This is a genomic window from Chromobacterium sp. CCUG 30098 (assembly GCF_059916605.1).
The window spans coordinates 172,037-197,627 of the sequence record NZ_JAUCGS010000006.1 but is presented as its reverse complement, the minus strand read 5'-3'; the positions used below and the strand labels follow the sequence as shown (position 1 = coordinate 197,627).

Annotated in this window: 25 protein-coding genes; 9 read left to right on the top strand and 16 right to left on the bottom strand. The window is 64.1% G+C overall.

Annotated features, from left to right (window positions below):
- Positions 1 to 24 precede the first annotated feature (24 nt).
- From QUG03_RS15285 to QUG03_RS15270, 4 genes are all read left to right on the top strand, one after another.
- Complete coding sequence (locus QUG03_RS15285) at positions 25 to 885, top strand: energy transducer TonB (RefSeq protein ID WP_486636411.1); 861 nt, start codon at positions 25 to 27, stop codon at positions 883 to 885.
- Positions 886 to 905: 20 nt separating this feature from the next.
- Positions 906 to 1,274: a VacJ gene (locus tag QUG03_RS15280; protein ID WP_107797877.1), complete on the top strand. Its 369-nt coding sequence runs from the start codon at positions 906 to 908 to the stop codon at positions 1,272 to 1,274.
- A gap of 70 nt (positions 1,275 to 1,344) precedes the next feature.
- Positions 1,345 to 1,758, top strand: a complete 414-nt coding sequence (locus QUG03_RS15275) for an acyl-CoA thioesterase (protein ID WP_107801583.1) — start codon at positions 1,345 to 1,347, stop codon at positions 1,756 to 1,758.
- A 55-nt stretch (positions 1,759 to 1,813) separates the two neighbouring features.
- Entirely contained in the window at positions 1,814 to 2,299 is a 486-nt protein-coding gene (locus tag QUG03_RS15270; RefSeq protein ID WP_500820349.1) for a TlpA disulfide reductase family protein, read from the top strand.
- A 49-nt stretch (positions 2,300 to 2,348) separates the two neighbouring features.
- Here the strand turns inward: QUG03_RS15270 and QUG03_RS15265 are convergent, their stop codons facing one another.
- From QUG03_RS15265 to def, 8 genes are all read right to left on the bottom strand, one after another.
- Positions 2,349 to 3,104, bottom strand: a complete 756-nt coding sequence (locus QUG03_RS15265; protein WP_500820348.1) for a HesA/MoeB/ThiF family protein — start codon at positions 3,102 to 3,104, stop codon at positions 2,349 to 2,351.
- Positions 3,105 to 3,331: 227 nt separating this feature from the next.
- Positions 3,332 to 4,600 carry a sigma-54-dependent transcriptional regulator gene (locus QUG03_RS15260; protein WP_019100015.1) on the bottom strand — a complete coding sequence of 423 codons (1,269 nt, stop codon included), beginning with the start codon at positions 4,598 to 4,600 and terminating at the stop codon, positions 3,332 to 3,334.
- Complete coding sequence (locus tag QUG03_RS15255; protein ID WP_107797874.1) at positions 4,600 to 6,708, bottom strand: sensor histidine kinase; 2,109 nt, start codon at positions 6,706 to 6,708, stop codon at positions 4,600 to 4,602. Before QUG03_RS15255 ends, QUG03_RS15260 begins: the two co-directional genes overlap by 1 nt.
- Positions 6,708 to 7,280, bottom strand: a complete 573-nt coding sequence (locus QUG03_RS15250; RefSeq protein ID WP_233246632.1) for a DUF4390 domain-containing protein — start codon at positions 7,278 to 7,280, stop codon at positions 6,708 to 6,710. Before QUG03_RS15250 ends, QUG03_RS15255 begins: the two co-directional genes overlap by 1 nt.
- Positions 7,267 to 8,517 (bottom strand): 16S rRNA (cytosine(967)-C(5))-methyltransferase RsmB, encoded by a 1,251-nt coding sequence (gene rsmB, locus QUG03_RS15245; RefSeq protein WP_227106520.1) that lies wholly within the window; start codon positions 8,515 to 8,517, stop codon positions 7,267 to 7,269. The genes QUG03_RS15250 and rsmB overlap by 14 nt, the downstream gene beginning before the upstream one ends.
- A 95-nt stretch (positions 8,518 to 8,612) precedes the next feature.
- Positions 8,613 to 9,470, bottom strand: coding sequence for a zinc metalloprotease HtpX (htpX, locus tag QUG03_RS15240; protein WP_227106518.1), 858 nt, complete (start codon positions 9,468 to 9,470; stop codon positions 8,613 to 8,615).
- A gap of 35 nt (positions 9,471 to 9,505) precedes the next feature.
- A complete protein-coding gene (fmt, locus tag QUG03_RS15235) occupies positions 9,506 to 10,426 on the bottom strand; it encodes a methionyl-tRNA formyltransferase (protein WP_500820347.1) in 921 nt (306 codons plus the stop codon).
- Positions 10,427 to 10,463: 37 nt separating this feature from the next.
- Positions 10,464 to 10,967 carry a peptide deformylase gene (gene def, locus QUG03_RS15230; RefSeq protein ID WP_107797869.1) on the bottom strand — a complete coding sequence of 168 codons (504 nt, stop codon included), beginning with the start codon at positions 10,965 to 10,967 and terminating at the stop codon, positions 10,464 to 10,466.
- 149 nt (positions 10,968 to 11,116) lie between these two features.
- Between def and QUG03_RS15225 the strand changes: the two genes are divergently transcribed.
- From QUG03_RS15225 to topA, 4 genes are all read left to right on the top strand, one after another.
- A complete protein-coding gene (locus tag QUG03_RS15225) occupies positions 11,117 to 12,151 on the top strand; it encodes a LysM peptidoglycan-binding domain-containing protein (RefSeq protein ID WP_235084894.1) in 1,035 nt (344 codons plus the stop codon).
- On the top strand, positions 12,148 to 13,227 hold the full coding sequence (gene dprA, locus QUG03_RS15220; RefSeq protein WP_500820346.1) for a DNA-processing protein DprA: 1,080 nt from the start codon (positions 12,148 to 12,150) through the stop codon (positions 13,225 to 13,227). The genes QUG03_RS15225 and dprA overlap by 4 nt, the downstream gene beginning before the upstream one ends.
- Positions 13,228 to 13,261: 34 nt before the next feature.
- On the top strand, positions 13,262 to 13,720 hold the full coding sequence (locus QUG03_RS15215; RefSeq protein ID WP_048413521.1) for a Smg family protein: 459 nt from the start codon (positions 13,262 to 13,264) through the stop codon (positions 13,718 to 13,720).
- Positions 13,721 to 13,985: 265 nt separating this feature from the next.
- Positions 13,986 to 16,286, top strand: coding sequence for a type I DNA topoisomerase (gene topA, locus QUG03_RS15210; RefSeq protein ID WP_227106512.1), 2,301 nt, complete (start codon positions 13,986 to 13,988; stop codon positions 16,284 to 16,286).
- Between the two features lie 90 nt (positions 16,287 to 16,376).
- Here topA and QUG03_RS15205 read toward each other — a convergent pair whose 3' ends face one another.
- From QUG03_RS15205 to QUG03_RS15180, 6 genes are all read right to left on the bottom strand, one after another.
- The gene (locus QUG03_RS15205; protein WP_107797865.1) at positions 16,377 to 16,757 is read right to left on the bottom strand and encodes a DUF1622 domain-containing protein; all 381 of its coding nucleotides are present in this window, start codon (positions 16,755 to 16,757) and stop codon (positions 16,377 to 16,379) included.
- A gap of 44 nt (positions 16,758 to 16,801) precedes the next feature.
- Positions 16,802 to 17,173, bottom strand: coding sequence for a diacylglycerol kinase (locus QUG03_RS15200; RefSeq protein ID WP_500820345.1), 372 nt, complete (start codon positions 17,171 to 17,173; stop codon positions 16,802 to 16,804).
- Between the two features lie 142 nt (positions 17,174 to 17,315).
- The gene (gshB, locus tag QUG03_RS15195) at positions 17,316 to 18,275 is read right to left on the bottom strand and encodes a glutathione synthase (RefSeq protein WP_107797863.1); all 960 of its coding nucleotides are present in this window, start codon (positions 18,273 to 18,275) and stop codon (positions 17,316 to 17,318) included.
- A gap of 2 nt (positions 18,276 to 18,277) precedes the next feature.
- Positions 18,278 to 18,898: a hypothetical protein gene (locus QUG03_RS15190; RefSeq protein WP_500820344.1), complete on the bottom strand. Its 621-nt coding sequence runs from the start codon at positions 18,896 to 18,898 to the stop codon at positions 18,278 to 18,280.
- Positions 18,895 to 20,184, bottom strand: a complete 1,290-nt coding sequence (gshA, locus tag QUG03_RS15185) for a glutamate--cysteine ligase (RefSeq protein ID WP_107797861.1) — start codon at positions 20,182 to 20,184, stop codon at positions 18,895 to 18,897. The genes QUG03_RS15190 and gshA overlap by 4 nt, the downstream gene beginning before the upstream one ends.
- 139 nt (positions 20,185 to 20,323) lie before the next feature.
- Complete coding sequence (locus tag QUG03_RS15180; RefSeq protein ID WP_107797860.1) at positions 20,324 to 21,268, bottom strand: carbohydrate kinase family protein; 945 nt, start codon at positions 21,266 to 21,268, stop codon at positions 20,324 to 20,326.
- Between the two features lie 122 nt (positions 21,269 to 21,390).
- Here QUG03_RS15180 and QUG03_RS15175 point away from each other — a divergent pair, with 122 nt between their 5' ends.
- Positions 21,391 to 21,867: a TlpA family protein disulfide reductase gene (locus QUG03_RS15175; protein WP_107801581.1), complete on the top strand. Its 477-nt coding sequence runs from the start codon at positions 21,391 to 21,393 to the stop codon at positions 21,865 to 21,867.
- Positions 21,868 to 21,912: 45 nt separating this feature from the next.
- On the opposite strand, the gene QUG03_RS15170 is transcribed toward QUG03_RS15175, so the two are convergent.
- Both QUG03_RS15170 and secA read right to left on the bottom strand, forming a co-directional pair.
- Positions 21,913 to 22,437, bottom strand: coding sequence for a DUF2087 domain-containing protein (locus tag QUG03_RS15170; RefSeq protein ID WP_107797859.1), 525 nt, complete (start codon positions 22,435 to 22,437; stop codon positions 21,913 to 21,915).
- 247 nt (positions 22,438 to 22,684) lie between these two features.
- Positions 22,685 to 25,396, bottom strand: a complete 2,712-nt coding sequence (secA, locus tag QUG03_RS15165) for a preprotein translocase subunit SecA (RefSeq protein WP_227106503.1) — start codon at positions 25,394 to 25,396, stop codon at positions 22,685 to 22,687.
- Positions 25,397 to 25,591: the final 195 nt, after the last annotated feature.

Sequence of the window (25,591 nt, the reverse complement as noted above, 5' to 3'; positions counted from 1 at the left end):
TGAAAGCCAACACAACAGCCATCCATGTCCACTAGTCCGCTCTCGCCCTCGACTTCCAGCGCCACCATGCTGCCGCTGGGCTTGACGCTGCTCGCTTCGCTGCTGGTCCATGCGCTGTTGTTCAGCCTGGAGATTCGTCCACGCTCCAGCCCGCCCGCGCCCGTCTCCGCCCAGATCATCAATGTGCAGTTGAACCAGACGCCCAGCCGCCAGACGCCCAAAACCCGCCGGCTGGCGGAACAGAACAATCTGGGGGCCGGCAATAGCGCTCAGACCGACAAGCTGGCCAGCCATCGCGCGAAGCCGGTCGCCGCGCCGGCGGAGCCCGGCACGCCCGAACCCGCCGACGCATCGCCGCGGCAACAAACCATGGCCCGGCCGCCTGACGCCGGCAAAAAACCGGCGCTGCCGGCCGCGCAGTCCGGCACGGTCGGACATGTCAGCGCCGGCAGCCTGCTGGCCCAGGTCGGCGACTTGAGCCGGCAGTTGGGCGACAGCGGCCTGACCGACAAGGAGCAGGAAAGCGGCGGCAAACAGGGCAAGCTGGCCGAAAGCGCCCGCGGCTACCCCTGGGCCCGCTACCAGGAAGACTGGCGGCTGAAAGTGGAGCGCATCGGCAACCTCAACTACCCGGAAGCCGCCCGCCGCCAGAACATTCACGGCGCCGTGACGCTGGAAGTGCTGATTGCAGCCGACGGCGGCCTGCGCGACGTGCGCGTACTGCGCAGCTCCGGCTTCGACGTGCTGGACGAAGCCGCGCGCCGCATCGTGGAACTGGCCGCGCCCTACGCGCCGTTCCCGGCCTCGCTCGCGGAGCAATCCAGCTCGCAACGCATCCGCCAGAAATTCGTTTTCACTCGCGACAATCAACTGTCCAGTCGCTGACACATCATCAAGGAATCTCCATGTACGAAGTCAATCGAAGCATCGCCCTGATCCGCCCCCTCGCCCCCTTCCACGCCTGGCTGCAATCCTTGCCCGGCGGCTTGGACGAGGAAATCTCGCTGCAGCACCTGGGCCAGGACTGCAACGCGCTGCTGATCCCGGCGGCGGAAGATTACGCCGACGCCCAAGCCTTTGTTTTCGAGCGTTACCAGCAATTATTCGCAGCCGAGCTGTCCGACTGGTGCGACGACGACAGCCTGTGGCCGGAAGAGCTGTCGCTGGAACTGTTCCAGCAATGGTTCTCGCTGGAAATTCATTCCATCGTCACCGACCTGGTGGACGAGGCGCTGGAGCGCGAGGCCTTCGTGCCGCTGGAACTGGGCGAATAACATGGGCGCCGCGGCGTCGCCGTCCATGGCGGCGCAGCGTGCCATCACGAGCAAAGGGGAAAACACCATCATGCAGCACAATACCAAGATCAAAGTGCGCGGCTATCATCTGGACCTGTACGGCCATGTCAACAACGCCCGCTATCTGGAATTTCTGGAGGAGGCGCGCTGGAACTACTTCGAGAGCCGCGGCGACCTGCCTTGGTTCCTGCAGTCCGGCCTGGCGCTGGTGGTCGTCAACATCAATATCGATTACCGCTATCCGGCCACCATGGGCGATGAGCTGCAAATCGACACCGGCGTCAAATCGATAGGCACCCGCAGCGCGGTGATGCATCAACGCGTCACCCTGGTCGGCAGCGGCAAGCTGGTGGCCGAGGCCGACGTCACTTTCGCAGTGTTTGACGCCAAACAAGGCAAGGCGGTGGCGCTGGACGGCAAGCTGAAGGAACTACTGGAACAAATGCTGGCCGAACAGGCTTGATCGCCATGGCATGAACCGTCCGGGCCGCGCCCGGACCTTACCGCAGGATAAGGAAATGAAGAAAGGTCTGCTCGCGCTGCTGGGCATCGCGCTGGTCGCCGTCGTCGCCTATATGACGCTGTTCGCCGGCTCGCCGGCGCCCCAGGTCAACTACACCTCGCTCAGCGGCCAGACCGCCAGCACCGAATCGCTGAAGGGCAAGGTGGTGCTGGTCAATTTCTGGGCCACCAGCTGCCCGGGCTGCGTTGAGGAAATGCCGGAAATCAAGAAAATGCATCAGGAGTTCGCCGGCAAGGGCTATGAAACCATCGCAGTGGCGCTGAGCTACGATCCGCCCAATTACGTGAAGAGCTTCGTGGACAAATACCAGCTGCCCTTCTTCGTGGCGCTGGACGGCAATGGCGAGATCGCCAAGGCCTTCGGCGACATCCAATTGGCGCCGACCACCTTCCTGATCGACAAACAGGGCAAGATCATCAAGCGCTACGTCGGCGTGATGGACTTCAAGGAAGTGCGCAAGCTGGTGCTGCAGCATCTGTGATGCCCGCTCGCCCCGGCAAAACCAACGCCCCGGTCAAACGGGGCGTTTTTCATCGCGCGGCGCACACCGCGCAAGCGGGATCCCGCGGCACCTTGATCTGGCGGAACTCTCCGCTCAGCCCGTCGTACAGAGTTAGCCGGCCCAAACGCGGCGCGATGCCGGCCAAGAGCTTGACCGCCTCCACCGCCTGCAGGCTGCCTATCACCCCCACCAGCGGCGACAGCACGCCGAAAGTCGCGCACGGCCCGTCGCCGGCCTCGCCCTCGTCCGGAAACAGACAGTGATAGCAGGGAGACGCCGCGTCGCGCGGATCGAACACCGCCAGCTGGCCGGCGAAACGCACCGCGGCGCCGGACACCAGCGGCGTGCCGGCGACGACGCAGGCGCGGTTCACCGCGTGACGGGTGGCGAAATTGTCGCTGCAGTCCAACACCAGATCATGGCCGGCCGCCAATTCCTCAAGGGCCGCCTGGTCCAGCCGCCGCGCCAGCGGCCGCGCGTCCACCTCCGGGTTGATGCGGCGCATTCTCTCGACGGCGGACTCGGCCTTCAAACGCCCCAGGCTATCGCTGTCGTGAACGATCTGACGCTGCAGATTGGACAGCTCCACCACATCGTCGTCGGCGATGCTGATCCGCCCTACCCCGGCGCTGGCCAGGTACAGCGCCACCGGCGAGCCCAGCCCGCCGGCACCGACGATCAGCGCGCGCGCCCGGCTCAAACGCTGCTGGCCGGCAATGTCGATTTCCGGCAGCAGAATGTGCCGGCTGTAGCGCAATAGCGCCTCGTCGTTGAGTTCAATCATGATTGCTAGCCTAATCCGAACGCCGCCGCCGCGCCATCGCCCAAAGCATAAGGCCAGCCGTATGCGGGCTGGCCTTATGCTCAAAGTCTGCTGCGCTTCAGCTATACGGCGTTGAAAATACCTTCAGAATGCTCATGTACCGTATGTACATTCCGCTTCTTCAGCCATTTTCGCCTTGTCTCGCTCTTGCTCGCGCGACTTTGAACGGTTCTAACGGAAACGCGGACTTATTCTTCCACCGTCTTGCGGGCGAACTTGATGCCCAGCTGCTTGAGCTTGCGGTACAGATGGGTGCGCTCCAGGCCCACCTTCTGCGCCACCCGGCTCATATTGCCGTTCTCCAGCGAGATATGGTACTCGAAGTAACGGCGCTCCAGCTGTTCACGCAACTCGCGCAAGGGCATGTTGAAGTCAAAACCGGACTCTTCCACCGGCTTCTCATGGCGGAACTGCGCCAGCACTTTGTTGACCTCGCCGGCGTCCACCTCGTCCGACTCCGAGGTCAGCGCCAGGCTCTTGATGATGCTGCGCAGCTGCTCCAGATTGCCAGGCCAGTCGTACTGACGCAGCGCGTTGAGCGCGGCGGTGGTCAGCTTGCGGGCCGGCACCTGCTTGGACTCCACCAGCTCGGTCAGGATCTGCTCGGCGATGAAGATGATGTCTTCGGAATGCTCGCGCAGCGGCGGAATCGGCACGATCACGCTGGACAAGGCCGTCAGCAGGCGGTTGTCGCACTCGGGATCCACCAGCAGTTCCTGCAACGGGCGGCTGCAGGAACACAGCAGCCGCACATTGAAGCGGTCCAGCTTGGACAGCAGGAACAGCAGCCCTTGTTGCACGCGGCGGCCGTACTGGCCGATCTCCGGCAGGAACAAGACGCCGTTATTGGCTTTTTGCAGCAGCTCCAGCGGGGCGTCCGCCAATTGCTCCTGCTTGGCCGGCGTCACCCACGGGGTGTTGCCCTGATGGAAGAAGCGCGCCACCAGTTCGAAGCCGGAACCCGGTTCGCCGGTCAGCAGCACCGGTGACTTGACCTTGGCCACGCGTTCCAGCTGCCGCTTCAGCTCCTGGATCGGCTCGCTGCGGCCGAGCTTGTCCAGATTGAGCGAGGTGTTGGCCTGCATATCGCCGTATTTCAGCGCCCGCTGCACCGTGGTCAGCAGCTTTTGCAGCGCGATCGGCTTCTCCAGGAAGTCGAAAGCGCCGATGCGAGTCGCCTCTACCGCGGTGTCTATGCTGGCGTGACCGGACATCATCACCACCGGCATGTTCAGCTGACCGGACTTGGCCCATTCCTTGAGCAAAGTCACGCCGTCGCAATCCGGCATCCAAATGTCCAGCAACACCAACGCCGGACGCGTCTGGTTGCGCAACTGTCTGGCTACCTCGGCGTTTTCCGCCAGCGCGACGGTGTACCCCTCATCCTGCAGTATCTCGGAGAGCAATTCACGGATACCGATCTCGTCGTCAACAATCAAAATATCGCTGCTACGCATTAGGCCTCCAGCAATGGCAGGGAGAGAAGGATGCGCGCGCCATTCGGTTCGAGATTACCCACTTTGATCTGCCCGTGATGGTCTTCAAGAATCTTCTTGACCACCGCCAGGCCAAGACCGGTACCTTTGGTCTTGCTGGTCACATAGGGTTCGAACACGCGTTGCAGGATCTCCGGAGCAAAGCCCGGACCGTTATCCTCCACGCAAACGAGCGCATAGCCTTCTTCTTTTCGGCTGCTAATTTGAATCATCGGGATGTCAACGTCAAGGACCGCATCTTGCGCGTTCTGAATCAGGTTATGTAAAACCTGCCGCAACAATGCCGCATCCGCCATGATCATCAACGGCCTTTCATCAAGCGCCATCTTAACAGCAGAGTTGGATTCGTAAAGAGCCATCACCTCCCGCACCACTTGATTCAGGTCCAATTCGGTCAACTTGGTGCGCGGTGCGCGCGCGTAATCGCGGAAGGCGTCCACCATGGCCTTGAGCGCGCCCACCTGCTTGATGATAGTGTCGGTGGAGCGTCGCAGCATGTCGGCGTCGGCGCCGGCCAGCTTGTCCTGCAGCTTCATCGCCAGCCGTTCCGCCGATAGCTGGATGGGCGTCAACGGGTTGCGGATCTCATGCGCCAGCCGCTTGGCCACCTCGCCCCAGGCCGCGTCGCGCTGGGCGCGCGCCAGTTCGGTGATATCGTCGAACACCACCACATAGCCCACCGCAGACGCCTCAGGCAGATGGGCGCCGCGCACCAGCAAGGTGCGCTCGCCCTGCACCGTCAAATAGTTAAGCTGGGTTTTCCAGTCGCTGTCGCTGTTCTTGGACGCGTACTCCAGCACGCACTCCACCAGCGGCGCCACCGCCGGAATCGAGGTGGCCCAGTGCGGGAAATCCTGATCCGACACCTCGGCGAAATCCACGCCCAGAATGCGCGAGGCGCTGGTATTGGCGGCGCGCAGCTGCCAATCGGCGCCGAAGGCGATCACCCCGGCGCTCAGGTTGGCCAGAATGCTTTCCAGGTAAAGCTTGCTGCTTTCCAGTTCGCTGCGGCTGAGGTCCGCGGCGTGGCGCGCGTCCTCAAGCTGCTGCGTCATCCGGTTGAACAAGGTGGTTAGCATGCCCAGCTCGTCGCGCCGGTATACCGGGTGGCGCTTGGAAAAGTCGCCCTGCGCCACGGCCCGGGTGCCGGCGGCCAGCTCGGACAAGGGCGCCGACAGGCGCTCGGACAAGAATAAGGCGAAGGCCAGCGCCGCGGTCAGCGCCAGCAGCGCGGACAGCGCCAGCGTCAGCATGTAGAAGGTGGTCAGGCCCTCGCGGCCCAAGAGCAGCTGGCGGTACTCCGCGCGCGCGGTCTCGATCTGCTCCGCGTCCTGGGCGATGCGGCCGGGAGCGGATTGCAGGGCCTGCAACACGCGTTGCTGGCTGTCCAGATTGCGGTAAATCAGCAGCGATTTCAGCACCAGGCCGCTGCCGCCGTCGTTCTCGAAGCTGTCCAGCGTCTGACGCGGTTTGAGCTTGCCTATGCTCTCGCGCGACAGCGGAGGAGGCACTCGCTCGCTGAGTCCGCCGGCGAAGGCCAGCAGCTGACCGCTGCGGCTATAGACAGCAAGCTCGCGCAATCCCAGTTGCTCGCGCAAGCGCTCCAGCCGCGCCGGCAGCAGGCCTTCCGGCAAGGACTCGATATCGTCCTGCACCGAACGCGTGCGGCGCCCCAGGTCTTCCTGCACGTACTGCAGCGAGTTGCGCGCCAAGCCCAGGCTGCGGTCCAGCGCCGACTCGACGCGGACGTCGAACCAGCTTTCGATGCTGCGGGTCAGGAACTGGGCGGAAACGGTGAACACCAGGATGCCCGGCACCAGGGCCACCACCGCGAACATCATCACCAGCTTCTGGGTCAGCTTGGCGCCGAACACCCGTTGCCGCACCCGCTGACGCAGGCGCAGCAGCTGCCGCGCCACCACGCCCAGCAGCGTGGCGAGCAGGAGGCCGTTCAGGCCGAACACCCACCAGTAGTATTCGTTGAGTTTGGATGCGTTGCCGGTGGCCAAGGCCAGCAGATAAAGCAGGATGGCGCCCAGCGTCGCCAGCGCAATCACCGCGTAACGCATCAGCCGCCGTCCTTCACGTCCAGCTTGACCCAGTCTGACGACAGCGACCAGTCCGACGAGCCCAGCGCGTTCAATTGGAAGGGCTTGGGCAGTTCGCCGATGTCCAGCAACAGCCGCACCTGGCCGGCCACGCGCCCCGAGGCGCGCGGGTCCAGGGTGCCGGAATTGAGCACGCGCCAGCCCTGGATAGCGCCCACCGCGCCCAGCGCTTCGCGCAGGGTGGGGTAGTAGTTGGAGAGATTACCGATGGTGACGCGGTAGCGATTGGTCAAGGACTGATAGGACAGCTTGAAGCCCAGCTGGGCGTGCGGATCGAACCACTCGCTGAAATTCAGATAGTAAGCGGTCAAACGCGGCTTGGTCAGCTGGAACTCCAGCCGGAACGGCAGCACCACGCCCTGTTCCAGCGCGTCGCTGAGACTGGGCGTCAAGCGCGTCTGAAACCGGGTGCTGACGGACAACTGGCCGTCCGCCGTCACCTCGGCCTCAGCCCGACGCGAGCTGATGGTTTCGGCCTGCGCCGCCATGGCGAGACCGGCCAGCAAGCACAGCAGCAGGCTAACGTTTTTCAAGCAACGCGTAATAAAAGCCGTCATGACGCTCACAAGGAAGCAACTGCTCCTGTCTCAGGCACGCGGCATCCGCATGGCGATTCAGAAAGGAGTCTAGCTGTTGCTGATTCTCTTCGGGGAAAATGGAGCACGTAGCGTAAAGCATTTTGCCGCCCGAGGCGAGCAAAGGCCACAGCGCGTCGGCCATGGCGGCCTGTTGCACGCCCAGCGCGGCGAAATCCCCGGGGCGGCGCAGCCACTTGATGTCCGGATGGCGACGCACCACGCCGCTGGCGGAACAGGGCACGTCGGCGAGGATGCGGTCGAAGGGCCGGCCGTCCCACCAGCCGTCCGGCTGGCCGGCGTCGGCCGCATGCAGCCGCGCGGTCGCGCCGATGCGTTCCAGATTGTCGGCCACGCGCTGCAGCCGCTGTTCGTCGATGTCCAGCGCGGTCACTTCGACATCGGCGCTCTCCAGGATATGGCCGGTCTTGCCGCCCGGCGCCGCGCAAGCGTCCAGCACCCTTTGGCCGGCGCGCAGGTCCAGCCAGTGCGCGGCCTGCTGCGCGCCCCAATCCTGCACCGAGACTTCGCCGTCGGCGAAGCCCGGCAAGTCTCGCACATTGACCGGCCGCGCCAGCGTGATCGAGCCGCCGTCCAAAGCCTCGCCGTCCAGCCCGGCGGCGCGCAGCCGCTCCAGATAGGCCGCGGCGTCGCCATGGCGGCGATTGACGCGCAAAGTCATCGGCGGATGGCCGTTGTCGGCGTCCAGCACGGCTTGCCAGGCGTCCGGATAGGCGCGCTGCAAGCCCTTGATCCACCATAGCGGGTGGTTGAAGCTGGCCTCTATGTCCTTTTCCGCCGCGCGTTCCAAGGCGGCGCGCTGGCGCAGGAAGTTGCGCAGCACCCCGTTGACCAGGCCCTTGAAATTGCCCTTGGCCAGCCGGCTGGCCAGGGTCACCGCCTCGTTCACCACCGCGTACTCGGCGGCGCGGGTGTGCGAGAGCTGATAGAAGGCCACGATCAGCACCCGCTCCAGCACCGGCTCGGGCAAGGGCTTGGCCACCAGTTGGCGCAGGTAGAAACGCAGCCGCGCCAAGTGGCGCAGGCTGCCGTAGGCCAGATCCTGCAAAGCGCCGCGCTCGGACGGCGTCAACTCCGGCGCCTTGCGTTGAGCCTCGGCCAAGGCCTCGGTCAGATTGGTTCCGGATTCGACGCGCAACAGAATATTGGCGGCCAATTGCTGAATATGATGCATGGGTGCTTTCTATCAAACCATAACAAACAGGCCAATGCCCTCCGGCATTGGCCTTGCGCGATCAAGGCGGCGCGCGGCCGCCCGACGCTCTTCAATTAATATACGCCGCGCGCCATCGCTTGCAGCCGTTCGATGCGGTCCGCGGTCTGCGGATGGGTGCGGAACAGATCGCCCATCCCGCCGCCGCCGGACAAGGGGTTGATGATCATCATCTGCGCGGTTTCCGGGTGCGCCTCGGCGGTGGGCATCACAATGCCCTGCGCATAGTACTCGATCTTCTGCAAGGCGGAGGCCAAGGCCAGCGGGTCGCCGGAAATCTCGGCGCCGCCGCGGTCGGCCTCGAATTCACGCGCGCGGGAAATCGCCATCTGTATCAGGCTGGCCGCCAGCGGCGCCAGCAGGGCGATGGCCAGACGCGGCAGCCAGCCCACCGGCTGGCCGTTTTCGTCGCGGCCGCCAAAGAACATGGCGAAGTTGGCCAGCGCGGATATTGCGCCGGCCATGGTGGCGGAAATAGTGGAGATCAAGGTGTCGCGGTGCTGGACGTGGGCCAGTTCGTGCGCCATCACCCCGCGCAGCTCGCGATAGTCCAGCATGCGCATGATGCCGCTGGTGGCGGCCACCGCCGCGTGCTCGGGACTGCGGCCGGTGGCGAAGGCGTTCGGCTGCTCTTCGTGAATCACGTAGACGCGCGGCATAGGCAGGCCGGCGCGCTGCGCCAGTTCCGCCACCATGCCGTAGAATTCCGGCGCGCTCTGGGCGTCCACCTCCTGCGCGTTGTACATGCGCAGCACCATCTGGTCGGAATTCCACCAAGCGTACACATTCATCGCCCCGCCGAACAGCAAGGCCAGAATCATGCCGCTTTTGCCGCCTATCATGCCGCCGATCACGGCGAACAGCGCCAAAATCGCCGCCATCAGCAAGGTGGTCTTGAACCAGTTGTCCGTCATTGCCGCCCCCTTTCCTCTCGCCTCAGTCTATCCGCTCACACGCCCAGCCGCGTGCCCGCCAGCTGGCTTCTGCCGGCGACGAAGTCCCGCGCGGCCAGCCGCTTGCCGCCGGCCGCCTGCAGCACGCTCAAGCGCACCAGGCCGGAGCCGCAGCCCACCAGCACGCCGTCCGCGTCCGCGGCGACGATCACGCCCGGCTCGGCCTGGCCAGCCTCCGCGCCGGCCATCCACAGTTTCAGCGCTTCGCCGGCCAGCAGCGTATGCGCGCCCGGCGCCGGGTTGTAGGCGCGGATCGCCCGGGCCACTTCTTCCGCCGGCAGGCTCCAGTCCACCAAGGCCTCGGCCTTGCTCAGCTTCTGCGCGTAAGTGACGCCCGCTTCCGGCTGCTTGAGCGGGGCGATCCCGTCCAGTCCGGCCAGCGTGGAGACGATGGCGCGCGCGCCTTCCACGGCCAGCTTGTCGTGCAGCGTGGCGGCGGTTTCGTCGTCGGCGATGGCCACAGGATGGATGGACAGCATGTCGCCGGTGTCCAGGCCCACGTCCATCTGCATGATGGTGATGCCGGATTCGGCGTCGCCAGCCAGGATAGCGCGCTGTATCGGCGCCGCGCCGCGCCAGCGCGGCAGCAGCGAGGCGTGGATGTTCAGACAGCCGCGCGCCGGGATATCCAGCACCGCCTGCGGCAGGATCAGCCCGTAGGCGGCCACCACCATCAAGTCGGCGCCGATGTCGCGCAACATCTGCTGCGCTTCGTCGTTGCGCAAGGACGCCGGCTGCTCCACGCGCAGACCGTGCTCCAGCGCGACCGCCTTGACCGGGCTGGGCTTCAATTTCATGCCGCGGCCGGCCGGACGGTCCGGCTGGGTCAGCACCAGGGCGATTTCATGGCCGGCGGCGATCAACTCGCGCAGCGCGGCGGCGGCAAACTCCGGCGTACCGGCAAAGATCAGTTTCATTCAAACCATTCCGGACGGGGCGCCCACGGCGCCGCGGTCACATATTCTGTTTTTCACGCTTTTTCAGCTTGGTCTTGATGCGGGTCTGCTTCATCTGCGACAGGTATTCAACGAATACCTTGCCGTCCAGATGGTCGATCTCGTGCTGGATGCAGATCGCCAGCAGGCCGTCGGCCTCCAGTTCGAACGGCTTGCCGTTGCGGTCCAGCGCGCGCACCTTGACGCGCTCGGCGCGAGTCACTTTGTCGTAAATGCCGGGCACGGACAGACAGCCTTCTTCATATTCCGTCTCGCCGTCCTTGCTCAGGATTTCCGGGTTGATGAACACGCGGCGTTCGTTCCGTTCCTCGGAAATGTCCATCACCACCAGGCGGTGGTGGAAATCGACCTGAGTCGCGGCCAGGCCGATGCCTTTGGCCTCGTACATGGTCTCGAACATATTATCGATCTGGATCTGCAAGGCCTCGTCGAAGACCTCCACCGGCTTGGCCACGGTGTGCAGCCGTTCATCCGGGTAATGCAAAATATTCAACAATGCCATCGGATTTAATGACTCCCCGTCGTTTCATTCACTCATCAAGTTGTCGTATCGCGATCGGCACGCCGATAATAGACATGTTCGAAACGCGATTCCTTGTATGCGGGCCACCCCCGCAGGTGTCCGTCCACCTTCATATTGGGGCATTTCCCATGCGTAAAAGCATTATATCCTTCGCCTTGGCCCTCGGGCTCGCCGCGCCCGCCTTCGCCGCCGATCTCCAGTTGAAGGCTGACGCGCCCAGCCGCTACACCGTGAAGCGCGGCGACACGCTGTGGAGCATTTCCGGACGCTATCTGAGCAGCCCCTGGAAATGGCCGCGTCTGTGGCGGATGAACCAAGGCGAAATCAAGAATCCGCACTGGATCTACCCGGGCGACGTGCTGGCGCTGGACTATGTGGACGGCCAGCCGCGGCTGTCGCTGGCGCGAGGTGCGCAGCGCGAAGTCAAACTCTCGCCGCAGGCCCGCGTCGAGACGCTGGATCAGGCGGTGGCCAGCATTCCCGCTTCGGCGATCGAGCCCTTCCTCAAACGGCCGCTGGTGGTGGACATGGCGCAGTTCCTGCAATCGCCCAAGCTGATCGCCGGACCGGAAGAACACCTCACCGTCGCCACCGGGGACCGCGTCTACGCCACCGGCGTCAACGAGGCCGGCACCTGGCAGGCTTACCGGCTGGGCAAGCCGCTGCTGGACCCGGACACCAAGAAGGTGCTGGGCGTAGAAGCGACCTACAGCGGCGACCTGACCGCAGACAAGCCCCAAGGCGACGTTCAGACGCTGAAAGTCAGAAACGTCAGCGAGGAAATCCTGGTGGGCGACCATCTGATGCGCGCGCCGCAGCAAAACTTCAACAACTACGCCCCGCATCCGGCCGACGCTCATCTGAGCGGCAAGGTGGTCTCGGTCTACAACGGCGTGGACGGCGCGGCCCAATACTCCACTATTGTACTCAATCTGGGCCAGTCGCAGGGCGTCGAAAACGGTCATGTGTTCGGCCTGTTCAAAAAAGGCCGCCCGCTGGAAATCAAAGACGAACAGGGCAAGCGCACGGTGACGCTGCCGGCGGAGCGCGCCGGCAACGCCTTCGTCTACCGCGTGTTCGACAAAGTGTCCTACGCGCTGGTGCTGGACAGCCGCGGCCCGATCTACGTGGGCGACGGCGTGGCCAGCCCCGAGCAAGAATGAAGGCTCCGCCGCATGACTGGCTGTTGCTGGCGCTGACCCCCGGCATCGGCCCGGCCGGCTTTTTACGGCTGATCGACGCCTTCGGCGGCGCCGACGCCGCCTTGAACGCCAACAGCCGCCAGACCGAGCCCTTGATCGGCAAAGAAGCGGCCGAAGCCTTGCAGCGGCGCGAGGCCGCCGCCTCCGCCGAGGCGGCGCTGGAATGGGCGCAAACGCCGGGCTGCCAATTGCTGTCGCTGCTGGACGACGACTACCCGCCGCAGCTGGCCGAATCCAACTCGCCGCCGCCGCTGCTGTTCGCCCGCGGCCGGCGCGAGCTGCTGACCCAGCCCATGCTCGCCATCGTGGGCAGCCGCGCCGCCACGCCGCAGGGCAGGCAGAACGCGGAAAGCTTTTCCCGCGAACTGGCCGAGCACGGCTATTGCATCGTCAGCGGCCTGGCCAGCGGCATCGACGCCGCCGCCCACCTCGGCGCGCTCGGACAGCCGCCCGCCACCGTCGCCGTGGTCGGCACCGGCATAGACCGCGTCTACCCGGCCTGCAACCGCCAGCTGGCGCACCGCATCGCCGAGGAAGGCCTGATCCTGTCCGAGTTCGCGCTGGGCATGGGACCGCTGGCCGGCCATTTCCCGCGCCGCAACCGCATCATCGCCGGCCTCAGCCGCGGCTGTCTGGTGGCGGAGGCCAATATCGGCTCCGGCTCGCTGATCACCGCGCGGCTGGCGATGGAGAACAACCGCGAAGTGATGGCCATCCCCGGTTCTATCCACAATCCGCAGTCTCGCGGCTGTCACCGGCTGATCAAGGACGGCGCCAAACTGGTGGAAACCGTGGACGACGTGCTGGACGAAGTGGGCAGGCTGCAACGCAAACGCCCCAGCGCCAAGCCGGCGGCCCCCGCGGCGGAATCGCCGCTGCTTGAAGCCATGGGATTCGACCCCATCAGTATGGATGCGCTTTCGACCACGCTCGGGTTGACTGTGGGGGAGCTTTACGCGATGCTGCTCGAACTTGAGCTGGCCGGCCTGGTGGCCAGCCATCCCGGCGGGCTTTTTCAGCGCCTGAAACCGGGCTGAACCGCGCTAACCCGCACTTTAAGAAGATAGATTGATGTTTGACGTACTCGCCTTCCTGTTTGAACAATTCCGCGATCCGGACGCTTTCGGCGACCGCGGCGCGCTGATGCGCCAATTGGAGGCCGCCGGTTTCGAGGACGAGGAGATCAACGACGCGCTGGATTGGCTGGACGGCATCAGCGGCCTGGACGACAGCGGCTACGTCGGCGCCAACGAAGCCAGCGGCATGCGCGTTTACGCCGAAGACGAGCTGGAGCACCTGCCCGCCGACGTGCGCGGCCTGCTGCAGTTCCTGGAGGATCACGGCGCCTTGACGCCCGCGCAGCGCGAAATGGTCATCGACCGCCTGATGGAACTGCACGGCGACGACATCAACGTCGGCAGCGCCAAGCTGGTGGCCTTGATGGTGTTGTGGGCGCAACAGGCGGAACTGCCCATTCTGCTGGGCGAGGCGCTGTTGGATGCCGTGCATGGCGAACCCACCATGCAATGACTTGTCAGCCTCATGGAGCGGGCTTAACATGCCGCCCTTGGCCGCCGGTTCCGGCGGCCGATCCAAGAGCGCTCTTGCGCTCTTGTTTTATTTGACGAATATATTTTCTGTCGACGCGAAATTTTCAGGGTGAAGCCTTCATCCTCCTTGTCGACGGGAACGCAGCAGCCCACGCACGGGCCTGGCGCCCTTCTGCCGCGCGGCAGAAACGCCCGGTCCGGACGGATCGGCCGGCATGCCGGCGATTGCACATAGAAAAGATAATATGCCCACCAGTCTCTTGATCGTCGAATCGCCTTCCAAGGCGAAAACGCTGAAGAAATACCTAGGCCCTGACTTTGAAGTCCTGGCCTCCTACGGCCATGTGCGCGATCTGGTGCCCAAGAACGGCGCAGTGGACCCTGAAAAAGGGTTCGCGATGAAATACCAGCTGATCGCGCGCAACAGCAAACACGTCGACGCCATCGTCAAAGCGGTGGGCGACGCCGAACACATCTATCTGGCGACTGACCCGGACCGCGAAGGCGAGGCCATTTCCTGGCATCTGGTGCAGATCCTCAACGGCAAGAAGCTGCTGAAGAACAAGACCGCCCAGCGCGTGGTTTTCCACGAAATCACCAAGAACGCGGTGCTGGAAGCGATCCAGAACCCGCGCGAAATCGCGCAGAACCTGGTGGACGCACAGCAGACCCGCCGCGCGCTGGACTACCTGGTGGGCTTCAACCTGTCGCCGCTGCTGTGGAAGAAGATCCGCCGCGGCCTGTCCGCCGGCCGGGTTCAAAGCCCCGCGTTGCGGCTGATCTGCGAGCGCGAGAACGAAATCCGCGCCTTCGTCGAGCAGGAATACTGGTCTGTGCACCTGGACAGCCACAAGGGCCGCACCAAGTTCGGCGCCAAGCTGACCTCGATGGCCGGCAAGAAGCTGGAACAGTTCGACATCCCCAACGAGGCAGAGCAAGCCAGCATACTGGCGCGGCTGGAAGGCCACCCGGCGGTGGTCAGCAGCATCGAGAAGAAAAAGAAATCCCGCAGCCCCGCCGCCCCGTTCACCACCTCCACGCTGCAGCAGGAAGCCGTGCGCAAGCTGGGCATGACCACCGACCGCACCATGCGCACCGCGCAGCAGCTGTACGAGGGCATAGACATCGGCCAGGGCACCGTCGGTCTGATCACCTATATGCGTACCGACTCGGTGGCGCTGGCGGGCGAGGCGGTGGAGGAGATCCGCGGCTATATCGGCCTGAAATTCGACGGCGACTACCTGCCGAAGAACCCGGTGGCCTACAAGAACAAGTCCAAGAACGCCCAGGAAGCGCACGAGGCGATCCGCCCCACGTCCATCCTGCGCACCCCGGACATGGTCAAGCCCTTCCTGACCTCGGATCAGTTCAAGCTCTACGACATGGTCTGGAAGCGGACGCTGGCTTGCCAGATGGCGCCGGCCAAGTTCGACACCACCAGCATAGACATCGCCGTCGGCGAAGGCGTTTTCCGCGCCACCGGCCAGGTGCAGACCTTCGCCGGCTTCCTCGCCGTGTATGAAGAAGACGTGGACGACGCCGAGGACGAGGACAACGCCAAGCTGCCGCTGCTGGACGAGGGCGAGACTCTGCCGGTGGACAAGCTCTACGGCACCCAGCACTTCACCCAGCCGCCGCCGCGTTATTCGGAGGCCTCGCTGGTGAAGGCCCTGGAAGAATTCGGCATCGGCCGGCCGTCCACTTACGCCAGCATCATCTCCACGCTGAAAGACCGCGAATACGTGGTGCTGGACAAGAAGCGCTTCCTGCCCACCGACACCGGCGACATCGTCAACAAATTCCTGACCGAGCACTTCGCGCAATACGTGGACTACAACTTCACCGCCAAGCTGGAAAACCAGCTGGATGAAGTGGCCAACGGCCAGCGCGAATGGGTGCCGGTGATGGACAGCTTCTGGAAGAACTTCTCCAAGCAGATCGCGGAGAAGGAAAGCATCTCCCGCGCCGAGGTCACCACCGAGAGCCTGGACGAAGCCTGTCCAAAATGCAGCAAGCCCTTGTCCATCAAGTTCGGCAAGCGCGGCCGCTTCATCGCCTGCACCGGTTATCCTGACTGCGATTACACCCGCAATATGGGCGAAACCGCCGAACAGGCGGCGGAAGAGGCGGAAGCGCCGACGGTGATCGAAGGCCGCAGTTGCCCGGAGTGCGGCGGCGAGCTGCACATCAAGAAAGGCCGCTACGGCAAGTTCATCGGCTGCGCCAACTACCCGAAGTGCAAGCACATCGAGCCGCTGGAAAAGCCGCGCGAAACCGGCGTGGAATGCCCGGAATGCAAGGCCGGCCAGCTGATCGAGCGCAAGAGCCGCTACGGCAAACTGTTCTACAGCTGCAACACCTATCCCAAGTGCAAGTACGCCACCTGGAATCCGCCAGTGGCCGAACCGTGCCCGAAGTGCAATTGGCCGATCCTGACCATCAAGACCACCAAGCGCCGCGGCACCGAGAAAGTCTGCCCGCAGAAAGAGTGTGGTTACAGCGAGGTGATCGCGCCGCCGGAAGGCAAGGAAGCCGAACCGGCTTAAGGGCTCCGCTTACGACAACAGCCCTGCGCGGGACACCGCGGCAGGGCTGTTTTCATTGAGGCCTCGCTTACGCTTGCGCCAAGCGCCGGATCACGCGGCCGGCGGCTCTGTGGGCCGGCGCGCCGCCTCGGCTTCGCGAATTTCCCTGCCCAGAAAGTAATTGAGCGCGGTGCGCAGCACCGCAATGGCGCCCAGCTTGCCGATCTGGTCCCAACTGGGCGCCACCGCTGTGGACAGGATGTCGGCCGCCAATTGCAACTCCAGCGCCAGCGCCAGGAAGCGGGCGAAGCTGAGCCGCACCTGATTGTAATCGTCATGGTTGGCGCTGAGGCAGCGGCGAACATAGCGGACGCCCAGGGCCAGGATGCCGACGCCTATCACCAGCGCGCCCAGCGCTTCCACTCCCAACTTGAGCCAGAGCACGATGTTCAACACCCACTCCTCGACTCCGGATTCCACTGGCGACATCATCGGACGGCTCCCTCTGGGTTCAGGCAGCCGTCACCTTACCCGCTTCAGGCAAACAACACCAGACACCACACCGCGGTCAGATTGATCAGGCCCAGCAATTGAGCGGCGCTGCCCATGTCCTTGGCGCGCTTGGCCAGCGGATGCCGCTCCAGCGAGGTGTGATCCACCGCCGCCTCGATCGCGGAGTTCAGCAGTTCGATGATGAGCGTCGCCAGCGAGCTGGCCACCAGCAAGGCGCGCTCCAGCGGCTGGGCGTGGATGACGAAGGCCAGCGGGATCAGCACCACCGCCAGCAGCACCAGCTGGCGGAAGGCGTCCTCATGCCGGAACGCCGCCTTGAGGCCGTCCAGCGAGTAACCGAAGGCGTTGATCAGGCGGGTGATCCCGGTTTTGCCTTTGAACGGGCTTTCTTTCATTGCTAGATCCATGCGGTTGGGTCGTCGGAAACGGCATCGGATGGCGGCCGGCGCTCCAGCATGCCAGCTCAAGATGACGACAATAAAAATCAAAACGGCCGACGTTGCCGCCGGCCGTGTCTAAAAGTCGTCGCAAACCGTGTCAGTGCGGCTGGCAACGCCGCTCCAAGGCGTCGATGTACAGGCCGGCGACCTTGATCTCGGTCTGGTCCATGATTTCGCGGAAGCAGGTGGGACTGGTGACGTTAACCTCGGTCAGATAGTTGCCGATCACGTCCAGCCCGGCCAGCAGGATGCCGCGCTTTTTCAGCTCCGGTCCCACCGTCCTGGCGATTTCGCGATCGCGCTCGGTCAGCGGCCGCGCCTCGCCGCGACCGCCGGCGGCCAGATTGCCCCGGGTCTCCCCCGCCGCCGGAATGCGCGCCAGGCACCACTCCACCGGCTCGCCGTCTATCACCAGAATGCGCTTGTCGCCGTCGCGGATCTCCGGAATGTAGCGCTGCGCCATCACCGTGCGCTTGCCGCGCAGCGTGATGGTTTCAATGATCACAGACAGGTTGGCGTCGTCCGGGCGCAGCCGGAAAATGCTGTCGCCGCCCATGCTGTCCAGCGGCTTCAGGATCACGTCCTGATGCTGGTTGATAAAGGCGCGCAGGCGGTGCGCCTCGCCGGTGATCAGCGTGGGCGCGGTCAGCTCCGGGAACTGCAAAATGGCCAGCTTCTCGTTGAAATCGCGCAGCGCCTGGCCGCTGGTGAACACCTTGGCCCCCTGCGCCTCCGCCAGCGTAAACAGCTGAGAGGCGTACAGGTATTCCATGTCGAAGGGCGGATCCTTGCGCATCACGGTGGCGCTGAAGGACTGCAAGGGCTGGCGATGCACTTCGCCCAGCTTGAACCAGGCCGGATGCTCGCCCTCGTACTGGCCGGTCAGGCTCAGATCGCGCGCATCCACCAGCACGCGGCCGCCCTCCACCGACAATTGATGGGCCTGGGCGAAGCTCAGGGCATGGCCGCGCGCGGCGGCCTCCTGCATCATCGCGAAGGTGGTGTCCTTGTAAAGCTTGAAGTGATCCAGCGGATCGGCAATGAACAGGATGCGCATGATTATCGGTCCTCGCTTGGCTTGGCGGCGTCGCGCAGCATGCGTTCCATGCCGCTGCGCGCCGTTTGCATCATCTCGTCGGCCTGTGCGGCGACGGAAAGGAAAGTGGGCTCGTCGGCCCCATTATAGGAGCAGCCGAGGTAGCGCAGCGCTTCGCCCTGCTGCGGCGCGCCCAGCAGCGCCGCCAAGGGATTGGCGGACATCTCGTAGGCGGACAGCATCGGCCCTTCCGCGCCGACGAAGCGGTAATACTGCTCCATCGCCCGGATCGGCGCGCGTTTGAGCCGCAGCCGGGACGCGGCTTCGGCCATTGTCCAAGCGGACGGCAGCGGCACCGACACGAACTCCTTGTGCAGCGCCAGCCGCGTCGTCTCCGCGCCGAACACCCGGATCGGCCGTTTCAGATCATAGGCGTAAACGCCCAGCGTGCTGGCCTGCTCGTTCTTTCGTATCCAGTCCGGCCCCTTGTCGAACACCACGTCCAGCAAGGCCGGCTGCAAGGCCTGGTAGCGCTCGAACGACGCGCACTGCACCAATTCCTCCAGCGCCTGCGGCGTCAAGGCTTCGTCGGCGGCCGCCGAGGCCGTCGCCGCCAACAGCGCCAGGCTCAGCCAGGCTTTCATTCGTCCGCGTCCGGATCGGTGGCTTCCAGCTCCAGCGAGGCGGCCAGCAGCGCCAGCCGCGAAATCACGCCGTAGGCGTAGAAACGGTTGGGCGCGCAGTCCGGCGTGCCCTGCTTGTCCGGCAGGCAGGCGGTTTCGAACGAGAGCGGCACGAAGTGCATGCCCGGCGCGTTCAGGTTTTCATCGATGCCGCGGCCGGTGTGCACGCGGTAGAAACCGCCGGTCACGTAGCGGTCCATCATGTAGACCACCGGCTCGGCCACCGCGTCCTCCACCGTTTCGAAGGTGTACACGCCCTCTTGCACGATGACCTCGGACACCTCCAGGCCTTCCTTGACCACCGACATCTTGTTGCGCGCCTTGCGGTTGAGGCCCAGCACCTCGTCCGGGCTCTTCACGCTCATCACGCCCATGCCGTAGGTGCCGGCGTCCGCCTTGACGATGACGAAGGGATCGTTGTCTATGCCGTATTCGCGGTATTTGACGCGAATCTTGTCCAGCATCCGCGACACCTCGTCCGCCAATTGCTCCTCGCCGGTGCGGGCGTGGAAATCCAGGCCGCTACAGCTGGCGAAATAGGGATTGATGGTCCAGGGATCGATGGAGATCAAACGCGCGAAGTCCTCGCACACCTTGTCGTAGGCGGCGAAGTGGTTGCTCTTGCGGCGCACCGCCCAGCCGGCGTGCAGCGGCGGCAGCAGGTTCTGCTCCAGGCCTTTGAGCAGGTCGGGAATGCCGCCGGACAAATCGTTGTTGAGCAGGACCACGCAGGGGTTGAAGCCGTCCGCCAGCACCAGGCGGTTGCCGCGGCGTTCGATGGGCTCCAAGCGCACGATGTCGCCGTTGGCCGATTGCAGCTCGGTCGGCTCGGTGATTTCCGGGTTCAGCGAGCCCAGGCGCACCTTGAGGCCGGCCTGCTCGAAAATATGCACCAGCGCGGCGATGTTCTGCAGGTAGAAGGTGTTGCGGGTGTGGTTTTCCGGTATCAGCAGCACGCTGCGCGCTTCCGGACACACTTTTTCCACCGCGCTTTGCGCGGCGTGGACCGCCAGCGGCAGAAAGTCGCGGTTCAGGTTGTTGTGGCCGCCGGGAAACAGGTTCATGTCCACCGGCGCCAGCTTGAAACCGCTGTTGCGCAGGTCCACCGAGCCGTAGAACGGCGCCGCGTGGTTATGCCACTGACTGCGGAACCAGTGTTCGATCTGAGGCTGGGCAGTCAGGATGCGGCTTTCCAGTTCGTAAAGCGGGCCGGTCAGTGCGGTTGCCAGATGCGGAACGGGCGGCATGGAATCCCCTTGGGTTTTCGAATTGAATTCGCTAATGGTGGGGGTGGCGCGGGATGAATTCAAGACTTGTTGTGTTGGGACCGTCAAAAAGCAAAGGACGCTTGCGCGTCCTTGTCGGTTTGGCCCGCGGGCCGCATCGTCACAACGGCCAGGGTTCGCCGTAAGCCTGCTGATACAAGTCCTTCAGCGAGTCCCAGTCGAAGAAGTGATTCTGGCAGCCCGGCGTGGTGACCTTGATCGCGCCGATCACATTGGCCAGACGGCCGGTGATCTTCCAGTCCAGGCCGCGGCTGATGCCGTAGAGCAGGCCGGCGCGGAAAGCGTCGCCGCAGCCCATCGGGTCCACCGGCTTGATCGGCATTTGCACGCGCGGGATCAGGTGCACGGTGTCGCCGACGTAAATCTCCGCGCCCTTGGAGCCGCGGGTGACGATCAGCGCCTCCACCTTTTTGCGCAAGTCCTCCACCGACAGGCCGGCGCGTTCGCGCATCAGCTCGCTCTCGTAGTCGTTGATGGCCACATAGCTGGCCAGTTCGACGATCTCGTGGATCTCGTCGCGCGACAGCAGCGGCAGCTCCTGACCCGGATCGAAGATGAAGGGAATGCCGGCCGCGGCCAATTCCTTGGAATGCTGCAGGAAGGCGCTGTAGCCGCCGGGCGACAGAATCGCCAGCTCGATCGGCCCCGGAATATCCGATATGTGGTTTTCGGTGGCAAAATCCATGGCGCCGGGATGGAAGGCCATCAATTGATTGCCATCCTTGTCGGCGATGCCGAAGCACTGCGAGGTATACTGCTTGCGGATCAAGCGAATGAAGCGGTCGTCCACGCCGGCGCGTTTCAGATGTTGGCGATACGGCTCGAAATCCTCACCCACCACGCCCATGACGATGGGGGTTTCGCCCAACAGACACAGGCTGTAGGCGATATTGCCGGCCATGCCGCCGAATTCGCGGCGCATGGTCGGGGCCAGGAAGGTCGTGGAAATTTTGTGCAGCTGATCCGGCAGGATCTGGCTGTCAAAACGGCCATGAAACGAGAACAGGGTATCGTATGCGAGGGCCCCGCAGACGAGGATAGACATGCCCACTCCGCAAAAAGGTCAATCGACCATTTTAACATGAAACATTTGTTTGGTTCACGTCGAGAACTTTGACCTTGTCGGATATCCAATACACTTCAAACACCTACCGGAAGCTCAACAAGATGCTGAAACGACTGCTCGCCCCCGCGCTGATCGCGCTGCTGCCGCTCTCCGCCATGGCCGCGCCCACGCTGGAACAAACCCATTTCACCAAACTGCAAGGCGGCGACGCCACCATCGCCGCCTATAAGGGCAAGGTCACGGTGCTGAATTTCTGGGCCACCTGGTGCGGGCCTTGCCGCGAGGAAATGCCGATGCTGAACCGCCTGCGCGCCAAGCTGGCGCCCAAGGGCGTGGAAGTGGTGGGCGTGGCGCTGGACAATAAGGAAGAAGTCAGCGCCTTCGTCGGCCAGCTAAAGATAAGCTATCCCATCCTGCTGGGCGACAGCGACACGCTGAACCTGATGCGCAGCCTGGGCAACGCCACCGGCGGCCTGCCTTACACCCTGATACTGGACCGCAAGGGCAAGATCGCCGCCAAGCTCACCGGCCTCTTGGACGAGAAAAAACTGGAAGCGGCGATCAAAGCCCAGTTGTAAACCGCTCGGCGACGGCCATTGACGCCGGCCGCCGCCCAAGCCTCCTCAGCGGCCGGCTCTGCGCCGGCCCACTTCCGCCGCCAAGGCCTCGGCCTCCGCCGGCAAGGCCTGCGCCACATGCCAATAACGCCGGCAATCCGGCGTCCGCCCCAGCAAGCCCTGCTCCACCAGCTCGCGCCGTAGCAACACATGGTCGCCAAAGGCTTCTTCGGCGCGGATCAAGGCGTTCGCCTCCGGCTCGGACCACTGCTCCCCGCCCGGCAGGCTGGCCCACAAGACCCACAGGCAGACGCGCTGTTCGCTGAATTTCTTAGGCCAGCGCGTCAAGCGCCCCTCGGCGTCGTAATGACGCAACAGCCGCGTCGTCGCCGCGGACAGGCCGGCCGGCGGCGCCGGACGTTCGCATTCCGCCCGCCAGTGCTGGAAGTTCTGGAAGCCGGCGGAACGCGCCAGCATATTGAGGATGTGCACATGGCTGGGCGGAGCGCTTTCCTGCGCCCATTGCTGTTTGAGCGAACGCGCCAGCGCGGAGATGTCGCTGCAATAAAAGGGATAAAGCGTACGAGACATGGTTCGAATCCTGTCGTCGTGCCAAGGTCGGGAGGGACTGCCGCGGTCGCCGTTACGGCCTGGCACGGGTTCGAGCCAAGCGGGATGAATCTAGCCAAGACAGGTTTAGCGTGGTGAGGGCACCGGCGACGCCTGGGTGAACTGTTGACCCGCGACGATGCTAACACCGCGCCGTCCGCTTGCAAAGCGCGCGGGCATGAAAAAAGCCGACGCTCGCGCGTCGGCTTTTGGCCCTGCGGCTACCGGATCACTCCAGGCGGCCGTGGCACTGCTTGTACTTCTTGCCGCTGCCGCATGGGCAGGCGTCGTTGCGGCCGATGCGCAGGCCCTGCGCCGCCAGCGCGTCCGGGGACAGCGGATTGTCCTCGTCCTCGCCCAGCGCCGAACCCGGCGCGGCGTGCTGCATTTCGTACTCGCCCACCTGATGCGGCTCCACCGCGTCCACGTCTTCCTGGCTGCGGATCTGCACCGTCATCAGCACATTGACCACGCTGCGCTTGATGCGCTCCAGCATGTCGGCGAACAGCTCGAAGGCTTCGCGCTTGTATTCCTGCTTAGGGTTCTTTTGCGCGTAACCGCGCAGGTGGATGCCCTGGCGCAGGTGATCCATCGCCGCCAGATGTTCGCGCCAGTGATTGTCCAGCATCTGCAGCACCAGGCTGCGCTCGAACTGGCGCATCACGCCGTCGCCGGCCAGCTCCACCTTGGCCTGATAGGTCTCGGCGGCTTGCTCGATGATGCGTTCGCGGATGCTTTCGATGTCCAGCGCCGGCTCGGCCTTCAGCCATTCGCTGACCTTGATCGGCAGCAGGAATTCGGCTTCCAGCGTTTTCTCCAGGCCCGGCAGATCCCACTGTTCTTCCATGGATTCCGGCGGCAGGTGCAGGTCCACCAGGTCGGACAACACGCCTTCGCGCATATTGACCACCACGTCGGACACATCGCTTTCCACCAGGATTTCATTGCGCTGCTGGTAGATCACCTTGCGCTGGTCGTTGGCGACGTCGTCGTATTCCAGCAATTGCTTGCGGATGTCGAAGTTGCGGCCTTCCACCTTGCGCTGGGCGTTCTCGATGGAGCGGGACACCCACGGGTGCTCGATCGCCTCGCCTTCCGGCATTTTCAGGCGGTCCATGATCGCGGCGACGCGATCGGAGGCGAAGATGCGCAGCAGCGGGTCTTCCAGGCACAGGTAGAAACGGGAGGAGCCCGGGTCGCCCTGACGGCCGGAACGGCCGCGCAGCTGGTTGTCGATACGGCGCGATTCATGGCGCTCGGTGCCCACGATGTGCAGGCCGCCGGCGGCCAGCACCTGATCGTGCACCACTTGCCAATCGGCGCGGATCTTCTCGATGCGCGCGCGCTTCTCCTCGGCGGACAAGCTGTCGTCGGATTCGACGCCCTTGATCTCCGGCTCCGGATTGCCGCCCAGCACGATGTCGGTGCCGCGGCCGGCCATATTGGTGGCCACGGTGATCACGCCGGGGCTGCCGGCCTGCACCACGATGTCGGCTTCGCGCGCGTGTTCCTTGGCGTTCAGCACATTGTGCGGCAGCTTGGCCTTTTGCAGCAGATTGGCGATCAGTTCGGAGTTTTCAATGCTGGTGGTGCCCACCAGCACCGGCTGGCCGCGCTCGTGGCAGTCCTTGATGTCGGCCAGGATGGCGTCGTACTTCTCCTTGGCGGAGCGGTAGACCTTGTCCTGCGCGTCCTTGCGGACCATGGGCCGGTTGGTCGGGATCACCACGGTTTCCAGGCCGTAAATGCTCTGGAATTCGTAAGCTTCGGTGTCGGCGGTGCCGGTCATGCCGGCCAGCTTGCCGTACAGACGGAAGTAGTTCTGGAAGGTGATCGAGGCCAGCGTCTGGTTCTCGCGGTTGATCTCCACGCCTTCCTTGGCTTCCACCGCCTGGTGCAGGCCTTCGGACCAGCGGCGGCCGGACATCAGGCGGCCGGTGAATTCGTCCACGATCACCACTTCGCCGTCCTGCACCACATAGTGCTGGTCCTTGTGGAACAGCGAGTGGGCGCGCAGAGCGGCCATCAGATGGTGCATCAGCGTGATGTTGGTGGCGGAATACAGGCTGTCGCCTTCCTTCAGCAGGCCCAGACGGGTCAGGATTTCTTCGCTGTGCTCGTGGCCCGCTTCGGACATCATCACCGAGTTGGCTTTCTCGTCCACCCAGTAATCGCCCTCGCCCTCTTCGGTTTCCTGGCGCTTCAGCATCGGCGGCACCGCGTTCATGCGCTGGTACATGTCGATATTGTCGTCGGCCGGGCCGGAGATGATCAGCGGGGTGCGCGCTTCGTCGATCAGGATGGAGTCCACCTCGTCGATCACCGCGTAGGCCAGCTTGCGCTGCACCTTCTCTTCCACGCTGAACACCATATTGTCGCGCAGATAGTCGAAGCCGAATTCGTTGTTGGTGCCGTAGGTGATGTCGCAGGCGTAGGCGCTCTGCTTCTCGTCGTGCGGCATCTGGGACAGGTTGACGCCCACGGAGAGGCCGAGGAAGTTGTACAGCTTGGCCATGATGCCGGCGTCGCGGCTGGCCAGGTAGTCGTTGACGGTGACGACGTGCACGCCGTCGCCGGTCAGCGCGTTCAGATAGGACGGCAGCGTGGCCACCAGGGTCTTGCCCTCGCCGGTGCGCATCTCGGCGATCTTGCCGTAGTGCAACACCATGCCGCCGATCAGCTGCACGTCGAAATGGCGCATGCCCAGTACCCGGCGCGAGGCTTCGCGGCACACCGCGAAGGCTTCCGGCAATAGGCCGTCCACCGTCTCGCCCTTGGCCAGGCGTTGCTTGAACTCATCGGTTTTGGCCGCCAAAGCCTCGTCGGACAACGCTTTCAAGCCCTCTTCCAGAGCATTGATGCGCACCACCGTCTGGTGGAATTGCTTCAGAAGCCGGTCATTGCGGCTGCCGAATACTTTTTTAAGCAAAGAAGAAATCATGTAATCGAATCCAGAGACCAGCGGGCTGTTTAGGTAAGGTGTCCGCAAAAATGCCTGAAAGTGTAGCACATTAGCAGTCTTATTTTATGGGGGCGCGCTTGCGCTGTATCAAGGGGGCAGGCGCTGCGCGCGGCCTTTATTTTCCTCCGCGCCCGGCCGCCGCCGGATGCGCGCGCGAAAACCGCCCGCCGCAGC